This window comes from Rhodococcus sp. NPDC057014, assembly GCF_042673295.1.
Taxonomy (GTDB): domain Bacteria; phylum Actinomycetota; class Actinomycetes; order Mycobacteriales; family Mycobacteriaceae; genus Rhodococcus_F.
Genome location: NZ_JBHUSF010000070.1, coordinates 1 through 20043, shown reverse-complemented (window position 1 = coordinate 20043; position 20043 = coordinate 1). Strand labels below are relative to the sequence as shown.

21 protein-coding genes are annotated in these 20043 nt (G+C 70.3%); 6 read left to right on the top strand and 15 right to left on the bottom strand.

Going from position 1 to position 20043, the window contains the following annotated elements; all coding sequences use genetic code 11:
- Positions 1–2 precede the first annotated feature (2 nt).
- Entirely contained in the window at positions 3–464 is a 462-nt protein-coding gene (locus ACFTZB_RS16405; protein WP_072944705.1) for a PPOX class F420-dependent oxidoreductase, read from the bottom strand.
- Positions 465–561: 97 nt separating this feature from the next.
- On the opposite strand from ACFTZB_RS16405, the gene ACFTZB_RS16400 reads away from it, so the two are divergent.
- Genes ACFTZB_RS16400 through ACFTZB_RS16390 form a run of 3 tightly spaced genes read left to right on the top strand, consistent with a single transcriptional unit; the run spans position 562 to position 2266 of the window.
- Positions 562–1254: a FadR/GntR family transcriptional regulator gene (locus ACFTZB_RS16400; protein ID WP_378432950.1), complete on the top strand. Its 693-nt coding sequence runs from the start codon at positions 562–564 to the stop codon at positions 1252–1254.
- Entirely contained in the window at positions 1251–2057 is an 807-nt protein-coding gene (locus ACFTZB_RS16395) for an ABC transporter ATP-binding protein (protein ID WP_378432949.1), read from the top strand. Before ACFTZB_RS16400 ends, ACFTZB_RS16395 begins: the two co-directional genes overlap by 4 nt.
- A gap of 26 nt (positions 2058–2083) precedes the next feature.
- Positions 2084–2266, top strand: a complete 183-nt coding sequence (locus ACFTZB_RS16390) for a hypothetical protein (protein WP_378432948.1) — start codon at positions 2084–2086, stop codon at positions 2264–2266.
- Positions 2267–2374: 108 nt separating this feature from the next.
- On the opposite strand, the gene ACFTZB_RS16385 is transcribed toward ACFTZB_RS16390, so the two are convergent.
- The 3 genes from ACFTZB_RS16385 to ACFTZB_RS16375 form a co-directional block, all read right to left on the bottom strand.
- On the bottom strand, positions 2375–3850 hold the full coding sequence (locus tag ACFTZB_RS16385; RefSeq protein WP_378432947.1) for a DUF4153 domain-containing protein: 1476 nt from the start codon (positions 3848–3850) through the stop codon (positions 2375–2377).
- 79 nt (positions 3851–3929) lie between these two features.
- Entirely contained in the window at positions 3930–4898 is a 969-nt protein-coding gene (locus tag ACFTZB_RS16380) for an ATP-binding protein (protein ID WP_378432946.1), read from the bottom strand.
- A gap of 23 nt (positions 4899–4921) precedes the next feature.
- Positions 4922–5608: a response regulator transcription factor gene (locus tag ACFTZB_RS16375; protein ID WP_378432944.1), complete on the bottom strand. Its 687-nt coding sequence runs from the start codon at positions 5606–5608 to the stop codon at positions 4922–4924.
- A gap of 106 nt (positions 5609–5714) precedes the next feature.
- Between ACFTZB_RS16375 and ACFTZB_RS16370 the strand changes: the two genes are divergently transcribed.
- A complete protein-coding gene (locus ACFTZB_RS16370) occupies positions 5715–6431 on the top strand; it encodes a hypothetical protein (protein ID WP_378432943.1) in 717 nt (238 codons plus the stop codon).
- Positions 6432–6453: 22 nt separating this feature from the next.
- The gene (locus ACFTZB_RS16365) at positions 6454–6723 is read left to right on the top strand and encodes a hypothetical protein (protein WP_378432941.1); all 270 of its coding nucleotides are present in this window, start codon (positions 6454–6456) and stop codon (positions 6721–6723) included.
- Here ACFTZB_RS16365 and ACFTZB_RS16360 read toward each other — a convergent pair.
- Positions 6720–9017 (bottom strand): ATP-dependent DNA ligase, encoded by a 2298-nt coding sequence (locus ACFTZB_RS16360; RefSeq protein WP_378432940.1) that lies wholly within the window; start codon positions 9015–9017, stop codon positions 6720–6722. The genes ACFTZB_RS16365 and ACFTZB_RS16360 overlap by 4 nt on opposite strands.
- Before the next feature lie 97 nt (positions 9018–9114).
- On the opposite strand from ACFTZB_RS16360, the gene ACFTZB_RS16355 reads away from it, so the two are divergent.
- Positions 9115–9996, top strand: coding sequence for a transporter substrate-binding domain-containing protein (locus tag ACFTZB_RS16355; RefSeq protein WP_378432938.1), 882 nt, complete (start codon positions 9115–9117; stop codon positions 9994–9996).
- On the opposite strand, the gene ACFTZB_RS16350 is transcribed toward ACFTZB_RS16355, so the two are convergent.
- From ACFTZB_RS16350 to ACFTZB_RS16305, 10 genes are all read right to left on the bottom strand, one after another.
- A complete protein-coding gene (locus tag ACFTZB_RS16350; protein ID WP_378432936.1) occupies positions 9997–10428 on the bottom strand; it encodes an SRPBCC family protein in 432 nt (143 codons plus the stop codon). It lies immediately after the preceding gene.
- Positions 10429–10446: 18 nt separating this feature from the next.
- On the bottom strand, positions 10447–12081 hold the full coding sequence (locus ACFTZB_RS16345) for a cation acetate symporter (protein ID WP_378432935.1): 1635 nt from the start codon (positions 12079–12081) through the stop codon (positions 10447–10449).
- On the bottom strand, positions 12078–12437 hold the full coding sequence (locus tag ACFTZB_RS16340; RefSeq protein ID WP_378432934.1) for a DUF485 domain-containing protein: 360 nt from the start codon (positions 12435–12437) through the stop codon (positions 12078–12080). Before ACFTZB_RS16340 ends, ACFTZB_RS16345 begins: the two co-directional genes overlap by 4 nt.
- A gap of 184 nt (positions 12438–12621) precedes the next feature.
- Positions 12622–14379, bottom strand: coding sequence for a cation acetate symporter (locus ACFTZB_RS16335; protein WP_378432933.1), 1758 nt, complete (start codon positions 14377–14379; stop codon positions 12622–12624).
- A gap of 7 nt (positions 14380–14386) precedes the next feature.
- Positions 14387–14746, bottom strand: coding sequence for a cofactor assembly of complex C subunit B (locus tag ACFTZB_RS16330; RefSeq protein WP_160101643.1), 360 nt, complete (start codon positions 14744–14746; stop codon positions 14387–14389).
- Positions 14743–15537, bottom strand: coding sequence for a LytR/AlgR family response regulator transcription factor (locus tag ACFTZB_RS16325; RefSeq protein ID WP_378432931.1), 795 nt, complete (start codon positions 15535–15537; stop codon positions 14743–14745). The genes ACFTZB_RS16330 and ACFTZB_RS16325 overlap by 4 nt, the downstream gene beginning before the upstream one ends.
- A 33-nt stretch (positions 15538–15570) precedes the next feature.
- Positions 15571–16779, bottom strand: a complete 1209-nt coding sequence (locus tag ACFTZB_RS16320) for a histidine kinase (protein WP_378432930.1) — start codon at positions 16777–16779, stop codon at positions 15571–15573.
- Complete coding sequence (locus ACFTZB_RS16315) at positions 16776–17141, bottom strand: MmcQ/YjbR family DNA-binding protein (protein WP_378432929.1); 366 nt, start codon at positions 17139–17141, stop codon at positions 16776–16778. Before ACFTZB_RS16315 ends, ACFTZB_RS16320 begins: the two co-directional genes overlap by 4 nt.
- On the bottom strand, positions 17138–18403 hold the full coding sequence (locus tag ACFTZB_RS16310; RefSeq protein ID WP_378432927.1) for a lipase family protein: 1266 nt from the start codon (positions 18401–18403) through the stop codon (positions 17138–17140). Before ACFTZB_RS16310 ends, ACFTZB_RS16315 begins: the two co-directional genes overlap by 4 nt.
- Positions 18400–20016, bottom strand: coding sequence for a Na+/H+ antiporter (locus tag ACFTZB_RS16305; RefSeq protein ID WP_378432966.1), 1617 nt, complete (start codon positions 20014–20016; stop codon positions 18400–18402). Before ACFTZB_RS16305 ends, ACFTZB_RS16310 begins: the two co-directional genes overlap by 4 nt.
- Between the last annotated feature and the right edge of the window lie 27 nt (positions 20017–20043).

The window sequence follows — 20043 nt, the reverse complement described above, 5'->3', positions numbered from 1 at the left end:
ACCTATCCGCGATCGGTGCCCGGCGGGAAGCCACCGGTCGCGATGGGTCCCCACTCGTCGATGGTGATCCGGATGAGGCTTTTGTTCTGCTTCCGCATGGCGTCCCGGTACTCGTCCCAGTCGGGGTGCTCGCCGGAGATGCCGCGGAAGTACTCCACCAGCGGTTCGAGTGCGTCGGGCAAATCCAGTACCTCGGCCGTGCCGTCGATCTGCACGTAGGCGCCGTTGAACTCGTCGGACAGCACGCACACGCTCACGGCGGGGTCGTGCCGCACGTTCGCGGCCTTCGCGCGCTGCGGGTAGGTGGAGACGACGATCCGGCCCTCCGAGTCGAGTCCCGACGTCACCGGGGAGATCTGCAGGCCGCCCGAGCGTTTCCGGGTGATCAGCACGCTGCGGTGGCGCGGGCGGACGAAGTCGAGCAACTCTTCCCTCGTGACACGGTCTGCGGTGGCGACGGCCATGGTGCACCTCTCCTCTGCTGCGGTGGCGGTTCTTCCCGGACTCACCTTAGGCCCCGGGCAGTCCTCAGACGTCTGAGGACTGTGCTAGCGTCGGCGCATGGCCGGACGTCCCACCCTCCGCAGCGGACCGCTGGTCCCCCAGCTCGAGGAACTCCTCACCGCCCGGATCCGGGACGGCGAGTGGACGCTCGGCAGCCGCATCCCCAGCGAGGCCGAACTGGCCACCGAACTGGGTGTCGGCCGGTCCTCCGTCCGTGAGGCCGTTCGGCTGCTCGCCCGCGACGGCCTACTCGACGTGCGGCACGGCGTCGGCACGTTCGTCGCGCAGCCCCCCACCAGCGGTGCGGGACTCGGGAAGCTGCTGCGCCGCGCCCGGCTGCTCGAGGTGTACGAGGTGCGGCGCGCCCTCGAGATCGAGGCGGCCCGGCTCGCCGCGGAACGCGCGCGCCCCGAGGACCTCCAGCGGCTGCGAGAACAGCTGTCCACCCGGCACGACAGCACCACCGCACCGACCGCCGTCTTCGTCGCTGCCGACCTCGACTTCCACGCCGCGATCCTGGGGATCGCCGGCAACACCATCCTGTCCGCCCTGTTCGAGTCGATCCGGCCGCTCCTCGTCGACGCGCTGGCCGAACTCGTCGACCACGAACCGGGACGGCCCGACACCAGCTGCGCCCACGACGATCTGGTGCGCGCACTGGAAGCCGGCGACGCCGAGGCGGCCGTCGCCGCCACCGCCGCCAACCTCGACCCGACCATGTCGATTCTGCGGAAAGGCGGAAATCAGTGACCACCCCGGATTCGGTCGTCAGCATCGAGAACGTCGACCTCGTGCGGAGCGGACGGTATCTGCTCAGCGACATCAGCCTCCGCATCGAACGCGGGCAGCACTGGGTGCTGCTCGGCGCGAACGGCGCGGGAAAGAGCACGATGCTGAGCATGCTCGGCGCGGTCGCGCACCCGACGCACGGCACCGTCCGCGTCCTCGGCCACCAGCTGGGCCGGGTCGACATGCGCGAGTTGCGCGCCCACATCGGGCACGTGAACCCGCGATACCGGATCGACGCGCCGCTGACGGTGCGCGACGTCGTGCTCACCGGCCTCACCAACACACCCGATTTCGTGCCGCGGTGGTCGCCGTCCGCGGAGCAGATCGCCCGCGCCGACGAGCTCGTCGCCTCCCTCGGCATGCAGAAGCACTCGGACGCCCTGTGGCCCAACCTGTCCCAGGGTGAGCGCGGCCGCGCCCTCATCGCACGGGCCCTGATGGCGGAACCGCAACTTCTCCTGCTCGACGAGCCCGCCACCGGACTCGATCTCGCGGCGCGCGAACAACTCCTCACCGCACTCGACGAACTGCGCGAACAGTACCCGAGCCTCGCCAGCATCCTCGTCACCCACCACCTCGAGGAAATCCCCACCACCACGACCCACGCCATTCTCATCCGCGACGGACGGGTGATCGCGCAGGGCGCCGTCGCGGACGTTCTCACCACCGCCACCATCAGCGAATGCTTCGACCACCCCATCGAGATCCACCGGCAACGCGGACGGTGGATCGCGCAGACGCGGGTGCCCGAGCCGGTCGGTTAGCCGCCGGCGCGGTGCACACTGGGGGTATGGCCCGAGGCGACCACCCTCAGCGCACCCCGTTCTACGGTGTCGTGCTCATCGTCGTCGCACTGGCGGCGGCGATGATCGTGAACCGCACCGCCCCCACCTGGGTGCAGATACCGGTCTACGTCCTGGCCGTACTCGCCGCGATGGCCGGCTTCGTCATGACGTTCCGGGACCTGTCGTGAGCGGACGCGCATCCCGCCCTCCCACAGCCGCGCAGGTTTTGGTCAGATTCCCGCGCAATTGCGTGTGATTCCAGCAAATCGGTCCGCAAACAGCGCACGGGGACCCGGCTACTCGCACGAGCCGACGGGGTGCGCGGCCAGCAGTTCCTTCGCGCGACTGCGGGCCGCGTTGTACTCGTACCACGCCGATTCGCCGCTCACCTGCCGGTCGAGTCGGTACAGGGCGCAGGACCGTTCCGGTTCGGGCAGCCGATCGAGGGCGGGGACGGCGTCGACGGACAGCGAACCGAGGTAGCTCACGTCGATTCGCCCGGTGTCGCCGAACCGCTCCACGTTCTTCCTGGCCACGTACGCGTCCGGGTCGATCGCGGCGACCAGCAGCACCCCGCCCACCGCGGAGGCCAGGACGGCGCGCGGCAGCCACCGCCCCGACAACCGCACACCCGCCGCGATCAGCAGCACGAACACCAAGCCCAGCCACAGTTCCGTCACCAGCACCGTCACCCGCAGTCGCGTGTACCCGTACTGGCTCTCGTACAACGACATCCGGTGGATCGCCGACGCGACGACAACGAGCGACAAACCGCAGAGCAGTCCGAGCAGCACCCGCACGAGCACCCGGTCCGCGACCTCCACCCGCGACGCCTTCCGCACCGCGACGGCGATCACCAGCAGTGTCAGCGCGGTCACCGCCAGCAATTGCCAGAAACCCTGTCGCGCGTATTCGGCGTATGTCAGGTCCGCGGTGGTCAGCACGTGCGTGTTCCCGCCGAACAGCACCGTCAGCTGCACTGCGACGAATCCGAGGAACAGCAGATCCAGCAGGGCCAGCGGAATCGCCCACTCCCACCGGGCAACCGGGCGCCCCGGCCGCGGGGCGAGCGCGTCGACGCGGGGTGTTCTCCGCAGCAGGTACGCGGCCCCCAGGGTCCCGCCGCACACCAGAACACCGAGCACGAACCGCCCGAACGGATTCGACACATGGACGGTCGGTGCGGCCCGGCCGAGCAGTGCGGCGAAACCCGCGTCCGCGCCGGCGAACAGCGAACCGAACACCAGCAGCAGTATGGCGGTCACGGCGGCGACCCCGAACACCCGGCCCACCGGCACCGTCCCGGTCGCGTGCCACCGTCGTGCGCCCCGGCGCGTCCACCGCACCACCCGCAGCGGGGTGAACCACAACGCGAACGACCCTGCGGCCAGGCCCGTCCACGTGCGCCCGCCGACGAGGGCGAACGATCCGACCACCCAACTCAGCGCCACACAGACCGCGGCGAGCCAGCCGGCACCGCGCACACCGAGCGCCGCCAGCAGGGCGAGGGCGCCGAGGATCGCGGCGGCCTGCGCGGGTGTCGGCAGCGTTCTGCGTGTCGCGAACACGGCGGCCGCGACCGCGGCACCGGTCAGGACGTACCCCAGACCGACCACCGTGACCTGCAGGGTCAGGGCTGCGACGACACCCGCGGCCACAGCCGCGAGTACGATCGGGCGCGGCGCCATCGACGTCCGATCGCGGCGCCAGGCTTGTCTCGGCCAGAAGTCGCGCCGGGTGGGCGCTGCGGGTTGCGGGGGTGCGATGGTCATGGATCCCTCCCTGGTTGTCGCTGCCGGATGACGGCAGGGGTCATCGCGGGACGTCGTCGTCCCGGTTGTGAAGCTGTGGTCAGGCGGCGGGCAGACGCACCCGGATGCAGCAGCCCTCGGCCGTGTCGAGAACCTCGATGTGGCCGTCGTGGAGATCCACCGCCCACCGGGCGATGGCGAGGCCGAGGCCCGTCCCGCCGTCGGTCGAGCCGCCGCGGGTGAACCGCTCGAACACCCGGGACCGCTCGCCGGGTGCGATACCGGGGCCGTCGTCCTCCACCTCGAGCACCACGCCGCCGGCGTCCGGCCGGGCACGGACCACCACCTCGGTACGGGCGGGGCCGTGCCGGAACGCGTTGTCCACCAAGTTCGCCACCACCTGGTGCAGTCGCGCGGTGTCTGCGTCGGCGCGCAGGTGCGGCGGCTGAACGTCGACGGTCACCCGCCGGGGATCCTCCGACTGCCGCACCACGTCGTCGAGGAATTCGCGGACCGGGAAGATCTCCCGCTCGAGTTGCACCGCACCGCCTTCCACCCTCGACAGGTCCAGCAACTCGGCGACGAGGCGGCCGAGCCGCTCTGTCTGATCGAGCGCCACCCGCATCCGGGCGGGGTCGGGCTCCTCCACCCCGTCGACGACGTTCTCGAGCAGTGCCTGCAGCGCGGAGATCGGGGTGCGCAATTCGTGCGAGACGTTGCCGATGAGTTCGCGGCGATACCGGTCGGCGGCCTCGAGATCCTCGGCCATCTGGTTGAAGGCGCGGGCCAGTTCCCCGATCTCGTCCCGCGACGTCGACCGCACCCGGCGCGAATAGTCGCCGGTCGCCATCGCCCGGGCGGCGGCCGTCATCGACCGCAGCGGAGACGTCATGCCGTGCGCGAGGATCTGCGTCACGGCCAGCGATACCAGGAGCGCAAGGACCAGCGCGTACCGGAACGGCCAGCGAGCGGTCACCCAGAACATCAGCGACGCGAAGAACAGCGCGGCCACCACGAGAAGACCGGTCTTCACCTTGAACGACCGCAGCGGGTCGAGAGGTCGGGGCATCCTGTCCAGGATCCGGCCCGCGGTCACCGCTGCACGTCCAATGCGTAGCCGACGCCGTGCACGGTACGGATCAGATCGCCGCCGAGTTTGCGGCGCAGCGCCTTCACGTGACTGTCGACGGTCCGGCTACCGGCCCCGTCGCCCCACCCCCACACCTCCGCGAGAAGCGATTCCCGGGCAATCGCCGCCCGCGGCCGGGAAGCGAAATACGCGAGCAGGTCGAATTCGGTTCGTGTCAGATGAATTTCGTCGGCTCCGCGCCGGACGCGACGCTCGACGAGGTCCACCTCGAGGTCGCCGACCGCCAGTCCGGCCGGTTCGGCGGGCACGGACTCGTGGGCGCGATCAGCCCGTCGCAGCAGTGCGTGCACCCGCGCCACCAGCACCCGCATGCTGAACGGTTTGCTCAGGTAGTCGTCGGCACCCACGCCGAGACCGATCAGCATGTCCGTTTCGTCGGCGCGCGCGGTGAGCATCAGCACCGGCACCGGCCGCGACGCCTGGACGCGCCGGCAGACCTCGAGACCGTCGAAACCGGGCAGCATCACGTCCAGCACCAGTACGTCGGGCGACGACGCCGCGCACACCGCGACCGCGGCAGGACCGTCCGACGCCGTCACGACGTCGAAGCCTTCCGCACGCAACCGCGCCGCGACCGCCTCGCGGATCGTCGCCTCGTCGTCGACGACGAGCACTCTTCGCTGGCTCATTCCCCGACTGTATTGCGCGCACGTGCGGATCCCGGGCAGAGCCTGTGAAGATTCTGTGCAGGTTTGCCCCCGACAACACCGCGGGGTGGTGGATCCGCACCCTGGGGTGCCTGTCGAACGCCCCGGCCGCGGCGCAAGGTTGGTCTATCAGCCCAGCTGGGAACCGCAAACACACCGGAGGCACCCCATCGTCCACACCGCAACCCGCATCGCGATCGGCGCAACCGCCGCCCTCACGTTCTCCCTCGCCGGAGCCGCAACGATCGTTCTTGCCGGTGGACACACCGAGGGAGCTCCGACCCCGAACTCGGAGGGCGCCGTCTCGCAGCAGCAGCCGGCTCCGGCGAGCGCACCGGCCCCCAGCCGGATCGTCGTCGCAGACCCCGGCTACTCCGTAGAACCAGTGGACCCCCGGTACTCGGTGGTCCCCGGGTACTCGGCGGAGCCCGGCGCTTCGGCCGACACCGAAACGCTCGCACCGGGACCGGGTGTCGTGCCGCCCGTCGCGGCGGCACCGCCCGTCGTCCGAGCACCGGTCGCCCAGCCGCCGGTTGCCCAGCCGCCCATCGCCCAGCCGCCCGTCGTCGCAGACCCGCCCGTCGTCGCGGACCCGCCCGTGGTCATCGATCCGCCCGTCGTGGTCGACCCCGTTCGCCCGCCGAAGGGTCCGTTCGACGGACCGGGCCAGGTCGAGCCGGGCGTGCTCGAACCCGAAACCGATCCGTTCCCCGTCGGCGGCGGCCCGAAGCCTGCCCCACCCGCTGCCCCGCAGTCGCCCGGCGGAGTCGGCCCCGTCGACGGCGGAACCGTCGTCGGCCCCTAGATCACCGGAGGAATTTCACACCATGTCCCACACCCAGACCCGCATCGCGATCGGCGCAGGCGCGGCGTTCGTCCTCTCCGTCGTCGGCGCGGCCGGGATCGCCGCGGCCGGCGGGACCGCGCCTCCGGTCGCCGACGTGAGTGTCACCGAACAGCAGCGTGACGTGGACACGGAGTCCACACCCCTCCCGGTCTTCACTCCCCCGGCGCTGAACACCCCCACGCAGGAATCGCCCGGATCATTCGACACCGCGGCGGTGGACCCCTTCGACCCGGCGCCCTGGCGGTACTAGGACTCCACCTCGACGTCTTCGGGTGACTTGTCGTCCCGGAGCCCACGCCAGCTGGGGTGCCGCAGTCTTCGCGAGCCGGTCCAATCCATGAACCGCACCTCCGCGACGAGGGTGGGGGTCACCCACACGGCACCCTTGCGGTCGGCGGTGGGCAGGTCTTCGACGAACGGGCTGGTGTCCGTTTCGAGCGGGCCCAGGGTGGAAGCGAGGTCCTGCAGATCCCGTTCGGTGAACCCGGTTCCGACGCGCCCGATGTAGCGCAGGCCGTCGCCGTCGGGGACGCCGAGCAGCACGGAACCGATTCCGCTGGACCGCCCGCCCTGGCCGCGGCGCCACCCGCCGATCACGGCTTCCTGCGTGCGCCAGTTCTTCACCTTGATCCAGCTCGACCCCCGCTTGCCCGGCAGGTACACGGATTCGCGGCGTTTGGCCACCACACCTTCCCACCCCTTGCCGCGGCTCTCGTCCAGTGCCTCCTGCGCGGACCCGTGCAGTTGCGGGGGCACGTCCAGATCGTCGACCTTGGCCGCCAGCGCCTCGAGGACGCGGCGCCGATCGGTGTACTTCTTGCGCAGCAACGACACTCCGTCGAGGTACAGCACGTCGAACGCGAGGAAGTGCGGCTCGTTGCCCTGCTGCAGCAGGCCGAAATTCGCGACACCCCGCTCGTCGAACGCGACCACTTCGCCGTCGAGGACCACCTCGTGGTCTTCGAGAGAATCTGCCAGCCAACCCAATTGTGCGTAGTCACCGGTCTTGTCGTTGCCCGCGCGGCTCGTCAACTTCAGCTCGCCGCCACTGATCTCGGCGATGACCCTGATGCCGTCCCACTTCCCTTCGAACGCCCACTCGTCGGCGTCGAGGCCGTCGAGGGTGCCGGGGGTCGCGAGCATCGGCGACAACCCGCGCGGCAGCTCCGACGACCGCGACCCGCCCGGGGTCTGATCCTTCATTAGATGCATCAGCCACTGGTCGCCCTTCGTGCGGATCAACGCGAACCGGCCGTCCACCTGCTCACCGTGCAACTGGACGATCACCTCGTCGTCCCGCCACTTCTCGGTGTCGTACGTTCCCGTGTCCCAGATGGTCATCCGGCCGCCCCCGTACTCGCCCTTCGGAATGCTCCCGGAGAACGTGAGGTACTCGAGCGGGTGATCCTCCGTGTGCACGGCCAGGCGGTTCTCCCCCGTCGTCGTCGGCACGTTCTTCGGCACCGCCCACGACACGAGAACCCCGTCCCGTTCGAGCCGCAGGTCGTAGTGGAGACGCCGGGCGTGATGTTCCTGGATGACGAAGCTGTTGCCCTCCCCCGGCTGCACCGTGTGCGGCATCGGCTCGGGTGTCCGCCCGGGATCACGCTTGCGGCGGTACTCGGCGAGGGCGGCGGCGTCCTCGAGCGGCGGATCGAGTCCGGCGAGCAGGTCGCCGTCCGACTCCCACCGTTCGAGCACCTCCTCGAACCTCAGCTGTCGTAGGTCGGGGTCGTCGAGTTCGTCCCAGCTGCGTGGCGCGGCGACGTACGGCTGGGAGCGCCCGCGCAGCGAGTAGGGGGCGATGGTGGTCTTGGACGGATTGTTCTGGCTCCAGTCGACGAAGACCTTGCCCGCGCGCACCGCCTTCGCCATGGTGGCGGTGACGAGTTCGGGGCGCAGCTTCTCCAGCCCCGTCGCCACCTGCTTCGCGACGGTCGACGCGCCCGAACCCTCCAGCTTCCGGTCGAGCGGCACGTACAGGTGAATGCCCTTGCTGCCGCTGGTGACCGGGTACGCCGTCCAGCCGAGGTTCGCGACCAGGTCGCGCACGGCCCGTGCCACCTCCGCACATTCGGCGAGTCCCACCCCGGGACCGGGGTCGAGATCGAAGACGATGCGGGTCGCCGGACCCCGGCGTGAGCCGTCGAACCGCCACTGCGGCACGTGCAGTTCGAGTGCGGCCTGCTGTCCCGCCCACACGAGGGCGGCGACCGAGTTCAGCAGCGGGTAATGGACGGAACGGTCCGAGTGCGCGAGTGCACGGCGCTCCAGCCACCCCGGTGCGGAGGCCGCGAGATTTTTCTCGAAGAACGGCTCGCTGTCCACCCCGTTGGGCCAGCGTTTGCGGGTGGCGGGACGGTCCACGACGTGCGGGAGCATGGCCGGCGCGATCCGCGAGTAGTAGTCGATCACCTCGCCCTTCGCGGTGCCCGACTCCGGGTAGAGGACCTTGCCGAGGTTGGTCAGAGACAGGCGATGCCCGTCGATGGTCAGTTGCCGAGTTCCCGCCGTGGCCACGCGCACCTCCCTCCGCCAATACATACATATTGTGCGCCGCGCGGCCGCTTCGCTGGCCGGATCGCCACCCGCCAGGCAAGATGACGGGGTGCACCGAGGTCCCAAGACAGCCGTCGCCGCCATGTCCGCTGCACTGGCACTGCTCGCCGGATCCTGCTCCACCGACACCCCGTCGCAGGTCGACACACGGGCCGAGGCGTCGACGATTCCCGAAGCGTTCACCAAACTTCCGTCCACCCGGGCGGTCGGCGACTGCGCCCCGGGCAGCGGGGCCACCACGCACGACGGCGTCGTCACCATCGCCACCGACAGCCCCTCGTACCGGCCGTGGTTCGTCGACGGCGACCCGTCCAACGGCAAGGGCTACGAGGGCGCCGTGGCGCGGGAAGTCGTCGAAAAGCTCGGATACGGTCCGGACCAGGTGCAATTCGAGACCGTCGACTTCAACGATGCACTGGCGGCCGGCGAGAAGAACTTCGACTTCGCCATCGACCAGTTCACGATCGTCGACACCCGGCGCGAGACGGTCGATTTCAGTTCGCCCTACTACGCCGTCACGCAGTCGGTGCTGGCGCTGAAGAACTCTCCCGCGGCGCGAGCCAAGTCGCTGGCCGACCTCGCGCCGTTCCGCCTCGGGGCGCAGGTGGGGTCCACGAGTTTCGACGCCATCGCGCAGACGGTGCAACCCCGCCAGGCACCGGTCAGTTTCGCCACCACCGACGACGCCAAGGCCGCCCTGGCCGCGGGCGACATCGACGCGCTGGTGGTGGACATCCCGACCGGGTTTCAGATCACCGCCAACGAGGTGAAGGACAGCGTCCTCGTCGGCCAGTTCCCGCGCCCGAACGCCGTCACCGAATTCTTCGGCCTCGTGCTGGAGAAGAACAGCCCACTCACCGCGTGCGTTTCCGCGGCCGTCGACTCCCTCTACGCCGACGGGACGCTGGACGCCCTTGCCGCCGAGTGGATCACCGACACCGGCGGCGCGCACGTCCTCGATTGATCACGCGTAGAGGTCGACGAATGTCTGCAGGGACTTCTCGATGTCGCCCTTCAGCGCCTTCGCGACACCCGAGCCGATGGGTCCGAACAGCGGTGCGCCACCGAGTTCGATGGTGAACGCCACCTCGGAGGCGTCGCCCTTCGCCTGGACGTCGAGCACCAGTCCGAGCTTCACTCCACCCTTGCCGTCACCCTTCAGAACGATGCGGTTCGGGGCGTCGTACTCCTTGATCGTCCACTTCACGCGGTTGCGGAGTCCCTTGACCGTGACGACGGAACTGATCTCGGTTCCGGCCGTGAGGGTCTCGGGAAGTTCGCCGCGCCAGCCGTCGTGGACCACGAACCACTTGTCGAAATCCTGCAGATTCGAGGCCTTGTCCCAGGTGTCCTGGGGGCTGAGGGGAACATCGGTCTTGACCGTGAGTTTCGCCATTGGGGCAGCCTAACGGCCCTAGTGGGAGACGGCCTTCTCCACACCGACACCGGTGAGCGAACGGACCTCCATCTCGGCCTGCTTGACGGGATCCTCCGCCTTGCCGCGACCGAGGTAGGTGCCGACGACGCCGAGCACGAACGCCAGCGGGATCGACACGAGGCCCGGGTTGGCGAGCGGGAAGAAGTCGAAGTCGGCGTTCGGGAACATCGACGACGGCTTACCGGACACGGCCGGGGAGAACACGATCAGCAGGAGGCAGCTGATCAGGCCGCCGTAGATGCTGAACAGGGCGCCGGTGGTGTTGAACTTCTTCCAGAACAGCGAGTACAGCAGCGTCGGCAGGTTGGCCGACGCGGCCACCGCGAAGGCGAGCGCCACGAGGAACGCGATGTTCTGGCCCATGGCGAGGATGCCGAGGACGATCGACACGAGGCCGATCACGACGACCGTGATCCGGGAGACCCGCACCTGGGACTCCTCCGACGCATGTCCGCGCTTGATGACGCTGGCGTAGATGTCGTGGGCGAACGACGCGGACGCCGTGATCGCCAGCCCCGCCACCACCGCGAGGATGGTCGCGAACGCCACCGCGGAGATGATCGCGAGGAAGATGGTGCCGCCCAGTTCGAACGCGAGCAGCGGCGCCGCCGCGTTCTCCTTGCCGGGCGCGGCGAGGATGACGTCGGGGCCGACCATCTTGGCGGCACCGTAGCCGAGGACGAGCGTGAACAGGTAGAACGCGCCGATCAGTCCGATCGCCCAGGTGACCGAGCGGCGGGCCTCCTTCGCCGTGGGGACGGTGTAGAACCGCATCAACACGTGCGGCAGGCCTGCAGTGCCGAGGACGAGGGCGATGCCGAGCGAGATGAAGTCGAGCTTGCTCATCGCGCTGATGCCGTACTTGGCGCCGGGAGCGAGGATGTCGCGACCCGCGATCGCCTCGTTCGTGGAGCCGGCGACCGTCGCCTGGGCGTCGGCGAGCAGTTGGGAGAAGTTGCCGCGCACCGCGAACAGGACGAGGAAGAACATGACGCCTGCGCCGGCGACCAGCAGCACCGCCTTGACCATCTGCACGTACGTGGTGCCCTTCATGCCACCGACCAGCACGTAGACGATCATCAGCACACCGACGACCGCGACGACGATTGCCTGACCGACCTTGCCGTCGATGTTCAGCAGCAGAGCGACGAGCCCGCCCGCGCCCGCCATCTGCGCGAGCAGGTAGAACAGCGAGACCACCAGCGTGGACAGCGCCGCCGCCATCCGCACGGGACGCTGCTTGAGCCGGAAGCTCAGCACGTCGGCCATCGTGAACCGTCCGGTGTTGCGGAGGAGTTCCGCGACCAGCAGCAGGGCCACCAGCCAGGCGACGAGGAAGCCGACCGAGTACAGGAAGCCGTCGTAGCCGTACACCGCGATGGCGCCGGCGATGCCGAGGAACGACGCCGCCGACAGGTAGTCGCCTGCGATGGCGAAACCGTTCTGCGGGCCGGAGAACTGGCCGCCGCCGGTGTAGAAGTCCGAGGCCTTCTTGGTGGTGCGGCTCGCGCGGATCACGATGGTCATCGTGATCACGACGAACGCCACGAAGATGGCGATGTTGAGGAGCGGGTTGCCGACGTCGGTGGCTGCGGCGAGTGTGGTGGTCACTGGAGGGGTCCTTCCAGCTCTTCGCGGATCGCGGCGGAGCGGGGATCGAGTTCCCGGTTGGCGAACTTGACGTACAGCGCGGTGATCACGAACGTGGTCACGAACTGGCCGAGACCGAGGACGATGCCCAGGTTGACGTTGCCGATCACCTTGGTGGCCATGAACTCGGGGGCGTACGTGGCCAGCAGGACGTACGCCGCGTACCAGGCGAGGAAGAACGCCGTCATCGGGAAGACGAAACTGCGCAGGCGGTGTCGCAGCTCCTGGAACTCCGGGCTCGCCTGCATGTCTACGAAGGCTTGCGCATCAGGGGTGCGCCGTTGCGGTGCGCCCTCACTGAGGTCGGCTGTGGTCACTGCAGACTCCTTGGTCGTGTGAAGTGAACTGAGTGCCGACGTTAGTGAGAGGTGAGTCACAGAAACAGGCTGTGGCGGCTGTCACACGGCGAGCTGCCGGACTGTGCGGCGAACGGTCACCCGACCGCGACAAGCGGCTCCGCCACCCGTGCGTGCTCGAGGAGTGCAGGGACTCGTCAAGCACTCACGGGGAGCGGAGCTCCCTCTCGCGGTCGGAGCCCACATCGAGCCGCTCGGGGGCGTGCATGCGGGTGAAGATCCGGCTGAGGTCGGCGGGGATCTGACGCTTCGTCGCCTTGCTGACCAGCACCATCGTGACGAAGGCCAGCGGGACGCTGACCGCCGCCGGATAGGCGACCATCGCGGCGGGCCAGCCGTTCCAGACGTCGACGGTGAGGCCGCCGAACACGGACACCCCGGCCGCGCATCCGGCGACGAGCCCGCCGGTCACCATCCCGGCCCCGGCCCCGGCTGCGGTGAGGCCACGCCACCAGATGCCGAGGACGAGCAGCGGGCACAGGGTCGACGCCGCGACCGCGAACACCAGCCCCACCGTGCGCGACAGGTCCAGCGACGTCACCGCCAGCGACAGCGCCAGCGGCACCGCCCCGGCGAGGACGGCGGCGATCCGGAAGTCGCGGATCCGGCCGCGCAGGACGTCGGTGCTGAGCACCCCGGCGATGCTGACGAGCAGGCCGGACGACGTGGACAGGAACGCGGCGATCGCCCCGGACGCGACCAGCGCGGCGAGGAGTTGCCCGGCCCAGCCGGAGAAGACGGAGCCGGGCAGCAGCAGGACCGCGGCGTCGGACGTGCCGGTGATGAGCAGTTGCGGCACGTACAGCCGCGCGAACACCCCGAGCAGGGTCGGGAACAGGTAGAACACCCCCAACAACCCGACCACGGCCAGCGACGTCAGCCGGGCGGCCCGGCCGTCGGGGTTGGTGTAGAACCGGACCAGCACGTGCGGCAGCCCGAGGGTGCCGAGGAAGGTGGCGAGGATCAGCGAGTACACCTGGTACATGGGGTGGTCGCCGCCGAATCCCCAGCCGGGGGCGATCCAGTCGGAGTTGTCGGCGGGTGCGCCCGCGACCACGGGAACGGGTGCCCCGGCTTCGAGGGTCATCGTGGTGCCCTCACCGAGGTGGTGTTCGCCCGGTTCGAGCCGGATGTCGCCGGTCGCCGCGACGCCGTCGATCGTCCCCGACCCGCCGACGGTCACCGGTTCCGACACCTGCACGACGACGTCGGTGGTGATGTCGACGGTGGTCTGTTCGCTGACGGTGGGCGGTGCGGCGGCGCCCAGTTCGTGGTGGTCGGCGAAGAAGTACACCGACAGCGTCAGCGCCGGGATCGCGACCGCGGTGAGTTTCAGCCAGTACTGGAACGCCTGGACGAACGTGATGGACCGCATGCCGCCGCCGACGACGTTGGCGATGACGATGAGCCCGACGACGACGGCGCCGACCCAGCTGGGCACGCCGAGCAGGATGTTCAGCGTCAGTCCGGCACCCTGGAGTTGCGGGACGAGGTACAGGGCGCAGACGGCGGCGACGACGAGCATCGAGAGGGTGCGGAGCCGGCGGGACCCGAGCCGGAATTCGGCGAAGTCGGGCACCGTGTAGGCGCCGGACCGTCGCAGCGGTGCGGCGACGAACAGCAGCAGCCCGAGGTAGCCGGCGGTGAACCCGATCGGATACCAGAGGGCGTCGGCGCCGTATTTCGCGATCAGGCCCGCGACGCCGAGAAAGGATGCGGCGGAGAGGTACTCGCCGGAGATGGCGGCGGCGTTCCACCGCGGTCCGACGCTGCGGGACGCGACGAGGAAGTCGGAGGTGGTGCGCGCCAACCGCACTCCGTAGATGCCGATGGCCACCGTCGCGACCGCGGCGGCCGCGAGACCTGCCAGGGTCAGCCAGGGAATGGGTTGGTCGGTGGGCACGGGACGCTCAGTCGTCGACCAGGTCGGTGAATTCCTGCTCGTTGCGCTCGGCCTGGCGCACGTAGATCCAGCCGGTGGTGAGCAGCACCGGGTACACCAGCGCGCCGAGCACCACCCACGGCAGCCGGATTCCGAGCACCGCCACGTTCGACAGCGCCGGGAACAGGAACATCACGAGCGGCACGGCGCACAGCAGGCACGCCGCGAGCAGCGCCAGCCGGATCGCGAGCACGAGCTGGGTGCGGACGAGCCCGCGGATCATCGCGTCCCCGACCGCGGTCTGTTCCTGCACTTCGACGCGGGTGCGGACGATGCGCGCGCCGCGGCGCTGGGCGAGGACGACGCGGACCCGTTCGGGTGAACTCATCGCGCCGTCCACGTCTGTTTCGGCGCCCGGACCAGCCGGTCCTTGAGCATCCGGGTGTGTCTGCGGCTGACCGGCAGTTCGACCGGCGGGTGGTCGCCGTGCGCACGGAGGCACACGACCAGTCCGGTCCCGACGGTCCGGATCCCGGTGACCCGCGGCAGCGCGACGAGGTACGAGCGGTGCACCCGCAGGAACCCGGCGTCCGCCCACCGCGTCTCGAGCGCCGAGATGGGGATGCGGACGAGGTGGGAGCCGTCCGCGGTATGCAGGCGCGCGTAGTCGCCGTCCGCTTCGACCCACTCGACGGAGGACCGGTGCACGAGGGTGGTGATGCCGCCGAGTTCGACCGGGATCACCTCGTCGGTGGAGGAGGCGGGCCCGGCGTCGACGCGCCGGCGACGCCCCTCGACGATGCGGCGCACGGACTCCGCCAGCCGCTCCTCGCGCAGCGGTTTGAGGAGGTAGTCCACGGCGCCGAGGTCGAACGCGGCGACGGCGCGGTCGTCGTGCGCGGTCACGAACACCACCTGCGGCGGGGACGCGAAGTTCGCGAGGATCCCGGCCAGCTCGAGACCGTCGAGTCCGGGCATGTTGATGTCGAGGAAGACGGCGTCGATGTCGCCGTCCCGGAGGATGCGCAGCGCCGTGGTGGCGTCGCCGGCGGTCCGGATGTCGCCGACGGCGTCCTGGGCGCGCAGCAGGAACGCCAGCTCGTCGAGGGCGGGTTTCTCGTCGTCGACGGCCAGCACGGTGAGGGGTGCGTCCGGAGACCTGTCGTCAGTGTGGTTCACAACGACAGCAATCGTCGCACGGACGGTTCCCGTTCACGTCGAGATCCCCCGCCGGAACTTCGGGACGCGCATGCTCACCTTCGTCCCCGCGCCGGGCGCGGTCTCCACCACCAGTCCGTAGTCGTTGCCGAACGCGGCGCGCAGGCGGTCGTCGACGTTGGCGAGCCCGACGTGCGCCGCCTCCTTGACCCCGGACGACTCGGCCACCGCGTCCAGCGACCCCGACCGCAGCAGTTCCGGGTCCATGCCGACGCCGTCGTCCTCGACGCTGATCACGCAGTCGGTGCCCTCGTCGGCGGCGACGATGCTGACGGTGCCGCCGTCCGGTTTGGCGGCGATGCCGTGCCGCACCGCGTTCTCGACCAGCGGCTGCAGGGCGAGGAACGGCAGCACCACGTGCAGCACCTCGGGCGCCACCTGCAGTTTCACGGCGAGGGCGTCACCGAACCGGGCGCGCTCGAGCGTGAGGTACCGGTCGATGTTGCGCAGTTCGTCGGCCAGCAGCGTGTACTCCCCCGCCGACCGGAACGAGTACCGGGTGAAGTCGGCGAATTCGAGGATCAGTTCCCGGGCGCGGTCGGGGTCGGTGCGGACGAACGACGCCACCGTGTTCAGCGCGTTGTAGATGAAATGGGGGCTGATCTGCGCGCGCAGCGCCCGCACCTCGGCGCGGTCGAGGCGGGCGCGGGACGCGTCGAGGTCGGCGAGTTCGATCTGGCTGCACGCGTACCGTGCGACCTCGGTGACGGCGCCGAGCATGCCCGGTCCGGGGTCTTCGGTGGTGACGATGCCGAGCACGCCGACCACCCCGGTGGCCTCGATGAGCAGCGGCTGGGCGATCAGCGCCCGGACCGCGCCGTCGCCGGTGCCCCGGACGAGGCCGCCGTAGGCGACGAGCACCCGGCGTTCCCCGTCGACCGCGCGGGCCGCCGCGTCGCGTAGTTGTTCGGTCATCGCCTCGTGCGGTCCGCTCCACGCGAGCAGGTCGCCGGCGGCGTCGAAGACGCCCAGGGCCTGCGCCCCGGTCAGCTGACGCAGATGCGGCGCGGCTTCGTCCGCCGACGTCCCGTCGAGCCCCCGCCGCAGTGGCCGCGCCGCCAGCGACGCGGTGTGGAGGGTCGTGTGGACGGCCCGCTCGGTGGGGGTCGTCAACTCGCGCCGGGCGCGCAGCCACACGGCGGTGAACGTGACGAGAGGAACGAGGACGAGCAACGCCACCACGGCGACGACGGATCCCGTCATTCGCCGGTGTCCAGTCGGGCGATCAGGGTTTTCGGGGCGACGGCGCGGTACGCGTCCTCCACGATGTCGGCGACGTCGTCCCAGTCCTGCGGCACGTCGAGGTACACCCCGATCCACCCGCGGCCCCCGACGTACGGCGGGACGAAGAACCGGCCGGGGTCGCGGTGCACCCAATCCTGTTGCGCGCCCGGCGGGGCCGCGGCCCAGAACGACACCCGGTCGTCGTGGTGCCGGTCGGCGAGGGTCGCGAACTGCGGCGCCTTGCGGACGAACCACGCCGGTTCGCCGTGGCTGACCCGCTCCGTCGCGTCGGGCAGTGCGAGGCACAGCGCCCGTAGCCGTTCGAGGTCCGCGTTCTTCACGGCGTTCCTCCCTCGGCGCACGTGTCCGGCGCGGGCACGCCGGCGAAGCGGTCGGCGATCCATTGCACCGCCCCGGGGACGGACCGCCCGTCCGCGTGGCCCTCCCCGGGCCGGGTGTCGAACTCGACGACGTCGCCGAGCGCGCACGCGTTGTCGACGGCCCGCGAAGTCCATTGCGGCAGAATGAGGTTGTCCCGATCCCCCACCACGACGAGCATCGGTCCGCCCGCACCGGTCTTCGGCAGCGCGATGTCCTGCAGCCACCCGCGCATGCGCTCGGCGTCGGCCGCCGTCCGCGGTCCCGTGTCGGCCGGGGTGAGCTGGGTTGCCACCGTCCACTTCTCCTGGAGTTTCGCGGTGACGCACGACAGCGTGACGTCGGGGGCGGCGGCGAGGGCGCCGCGCATATAGTCGTCCGGGTTCAGCTCGGGGTGGATCACCTTCAGTCCCTCGAGGAGGTACGGCAGGAACATCTTCTGCGGCAACGACAGTGGTTCGACGGTCCCGTCGGCGACGATCCCCGACAGGTCGGCCGCGGGTGACAGGTTCGCCGCGCCGACGAACTCGAGGCCGTCGCCGTAGGCGCCGGCGTGCTCGGCCGCGGACCACGACGCCTGCCCGCCCTGCGACACTCCGATCGCCGCCCAGCGCGTCGACGCGTCCGGCACCACGGTGCGCGCCGCCCGGACCGCGTCGATCAGGTCGTAGGCCGCGGTGTCCGGTTCGAGGTAGGGATGCGGACCGTCGGTGCCGAGCCCCTGGTAGTCGGTGACGGTCACGACGTAGCCGCGTTGCAGCAGCGGGCGGACGAGGTTCGTCGTGCCCAGCAGGGTCGGCGACGACGAGGGGGCGCACTCGTCGTTGACGCCCGTGGTGCCGTGCCCGACCGTCACGACGGGCCTGCCGCCGTCCGGTGCGGGACCGCCGGGAGTGAAGACCGTGCCCACCACTTCCGAGCCACCTCCGTCGACGCCGGACGTCGACCGGTAGACGACCCGGGTGGCCGTGGCACCGAGGGCGGTGATCGCCGCATCGATGTCGGGCACCGGCTCCCGGCTGATCAGCGCGCCCCGCTGATCGCCCGCCGGCGCCGGGGACCCGGACGGAGAAGCAGGTGCGGCCACCGACGTCGTGGGAGGCGGGGCCGGGGAGGCCGCGTCCGTGGTGCAGGCGGTCAGCGCCAGGGGAACGGTCAGTGCCAGGGCACCGGCCAGCGCGACCACGGCGGTTCGCACCGGACGCACACCCACCTCGCACCTCATTCGCGACGTCTCCGCACCCGCTCCTCGGCTGCGGCCTCCTCCACATCCAGACCTTCCAACACGCTACGCATCACTTCGTCGTCGAGCGTGCCCGCATCGCGCGCGGCGATGAGCGCCTCCCGCTGCGCGCGCAGGGCGGCGCGGCGGTAGTGGTCGAACAGTGCGCCTGCCCGTTGCTTCTCGGCGGCGTCCTCCGCCTCCTCTGCCTGCAGGCGGGCCCGCATCGACCGCCGCACCCGGTCGAGGATGTCGGTGACCGCCCCGCGGTCGACTCCCGCGGGCGGGTTCGCCGCGAATTCGACGAGCGCCCGTTCACCCGCGTCACGTGAGATCGCGCGGGCCAGCGTCACCTGTTCCTCCTCGCGCCTGCGTTCGTCGGGATCCGCCAGGTCGAGGGCCCGGATCAGCAGCGGCATGGTGGCGCCCTGGATCAGCAGCGTGCCGACGGCCACGACGAACGCGATCGCCTGGATCACCTCGCGCCCCGGGAACGGCTGCCCGCTCGCGATCACCACGGGCACACCGGACGCGGCGGCGAGCGTGACGACCCCGCGCATTCCCGCCCAGGACACGACGACGCTCTCCCGCCACCCCAGTTCCACCGATCCGCCGGGCGCCCTGATCGCCAGCCCGAGACGGCGGCGGAGCCAGTGCAGCAGGATCCACGCCGGGCGGATCGCCATGACCACGGCGAGGACCGCGAAACCGTAGAAGAAGATGTGGTGCACCGGCAGGCCCTGGTCGCGGACGTCGTCGATGACGAACCTCAGTTGCAGCCCCATGTAGGCGAACACGAACATCTCGAGCAGGAGGTCGAGGCTCTCCCACAGCGACCGCTCCTGGATTCGGGTGGCCACGGAGGCGTCGGTGGCCTTGTGCCCCATCAGGAACCCCGCGGCGACGACGGACAGCACACCGGACGCGTGGATCTCCTCGGCCGCGAGGTACGCGGCGAACGGGAGCATCAGCCCCAGCACCGTTTCCAGCGGCGAGTCGTACATGCGGTGCCGCACCCACTCGACGATCTTCGCGAGCACCAGGCCGACCAGCACCCCGGCGACCACCTCGTAGGCGAAGAACACCACGGGCGGGACGGGAATCTCCGCCCCGACGACGGCGGACACGGCGACGGCGAACAGGGTCAGCGCGGTCGCGTCGTTGACGAGTCCCTCACCGGTGAGGATCGCGATCACCCGGTTCGGCAAACCCAGCCTGCGGCCGACGGCGACGGCGCTGACCGCGTCCGTCGGCGCGACCACGGCGCCGAGGACGAGGGCCGCGCCGAGCGTGAATTCGGGAACCAGCCAGTTGGCGAAGAACGCCACCCCCACCGCGGTGGCCAGGACGGTGAAGATCCCCAACCGCAGTATCGGTGCGAGGTGGCGCCGGAACGTGGCCACCGAGAACTTGAGGGCCGCGGAGTACAGCAGCGGCGGCAGCACCACCCCGAGGATGGCATCGGGGTCCAGTTCGAGGCGCGGCATCCCGGGGATGAACGACGCCACCGACCCGATCGTGACGAGGACGAGCGGCGCCTGCAGATCGCGGCGCTTCGCGAAACTCGTCACGGCGATGGCCGCGATGATGACGAGGAGCACGAGGACGCCGTTCACGACACCGATTCTGCCGCGCGCGCCCGC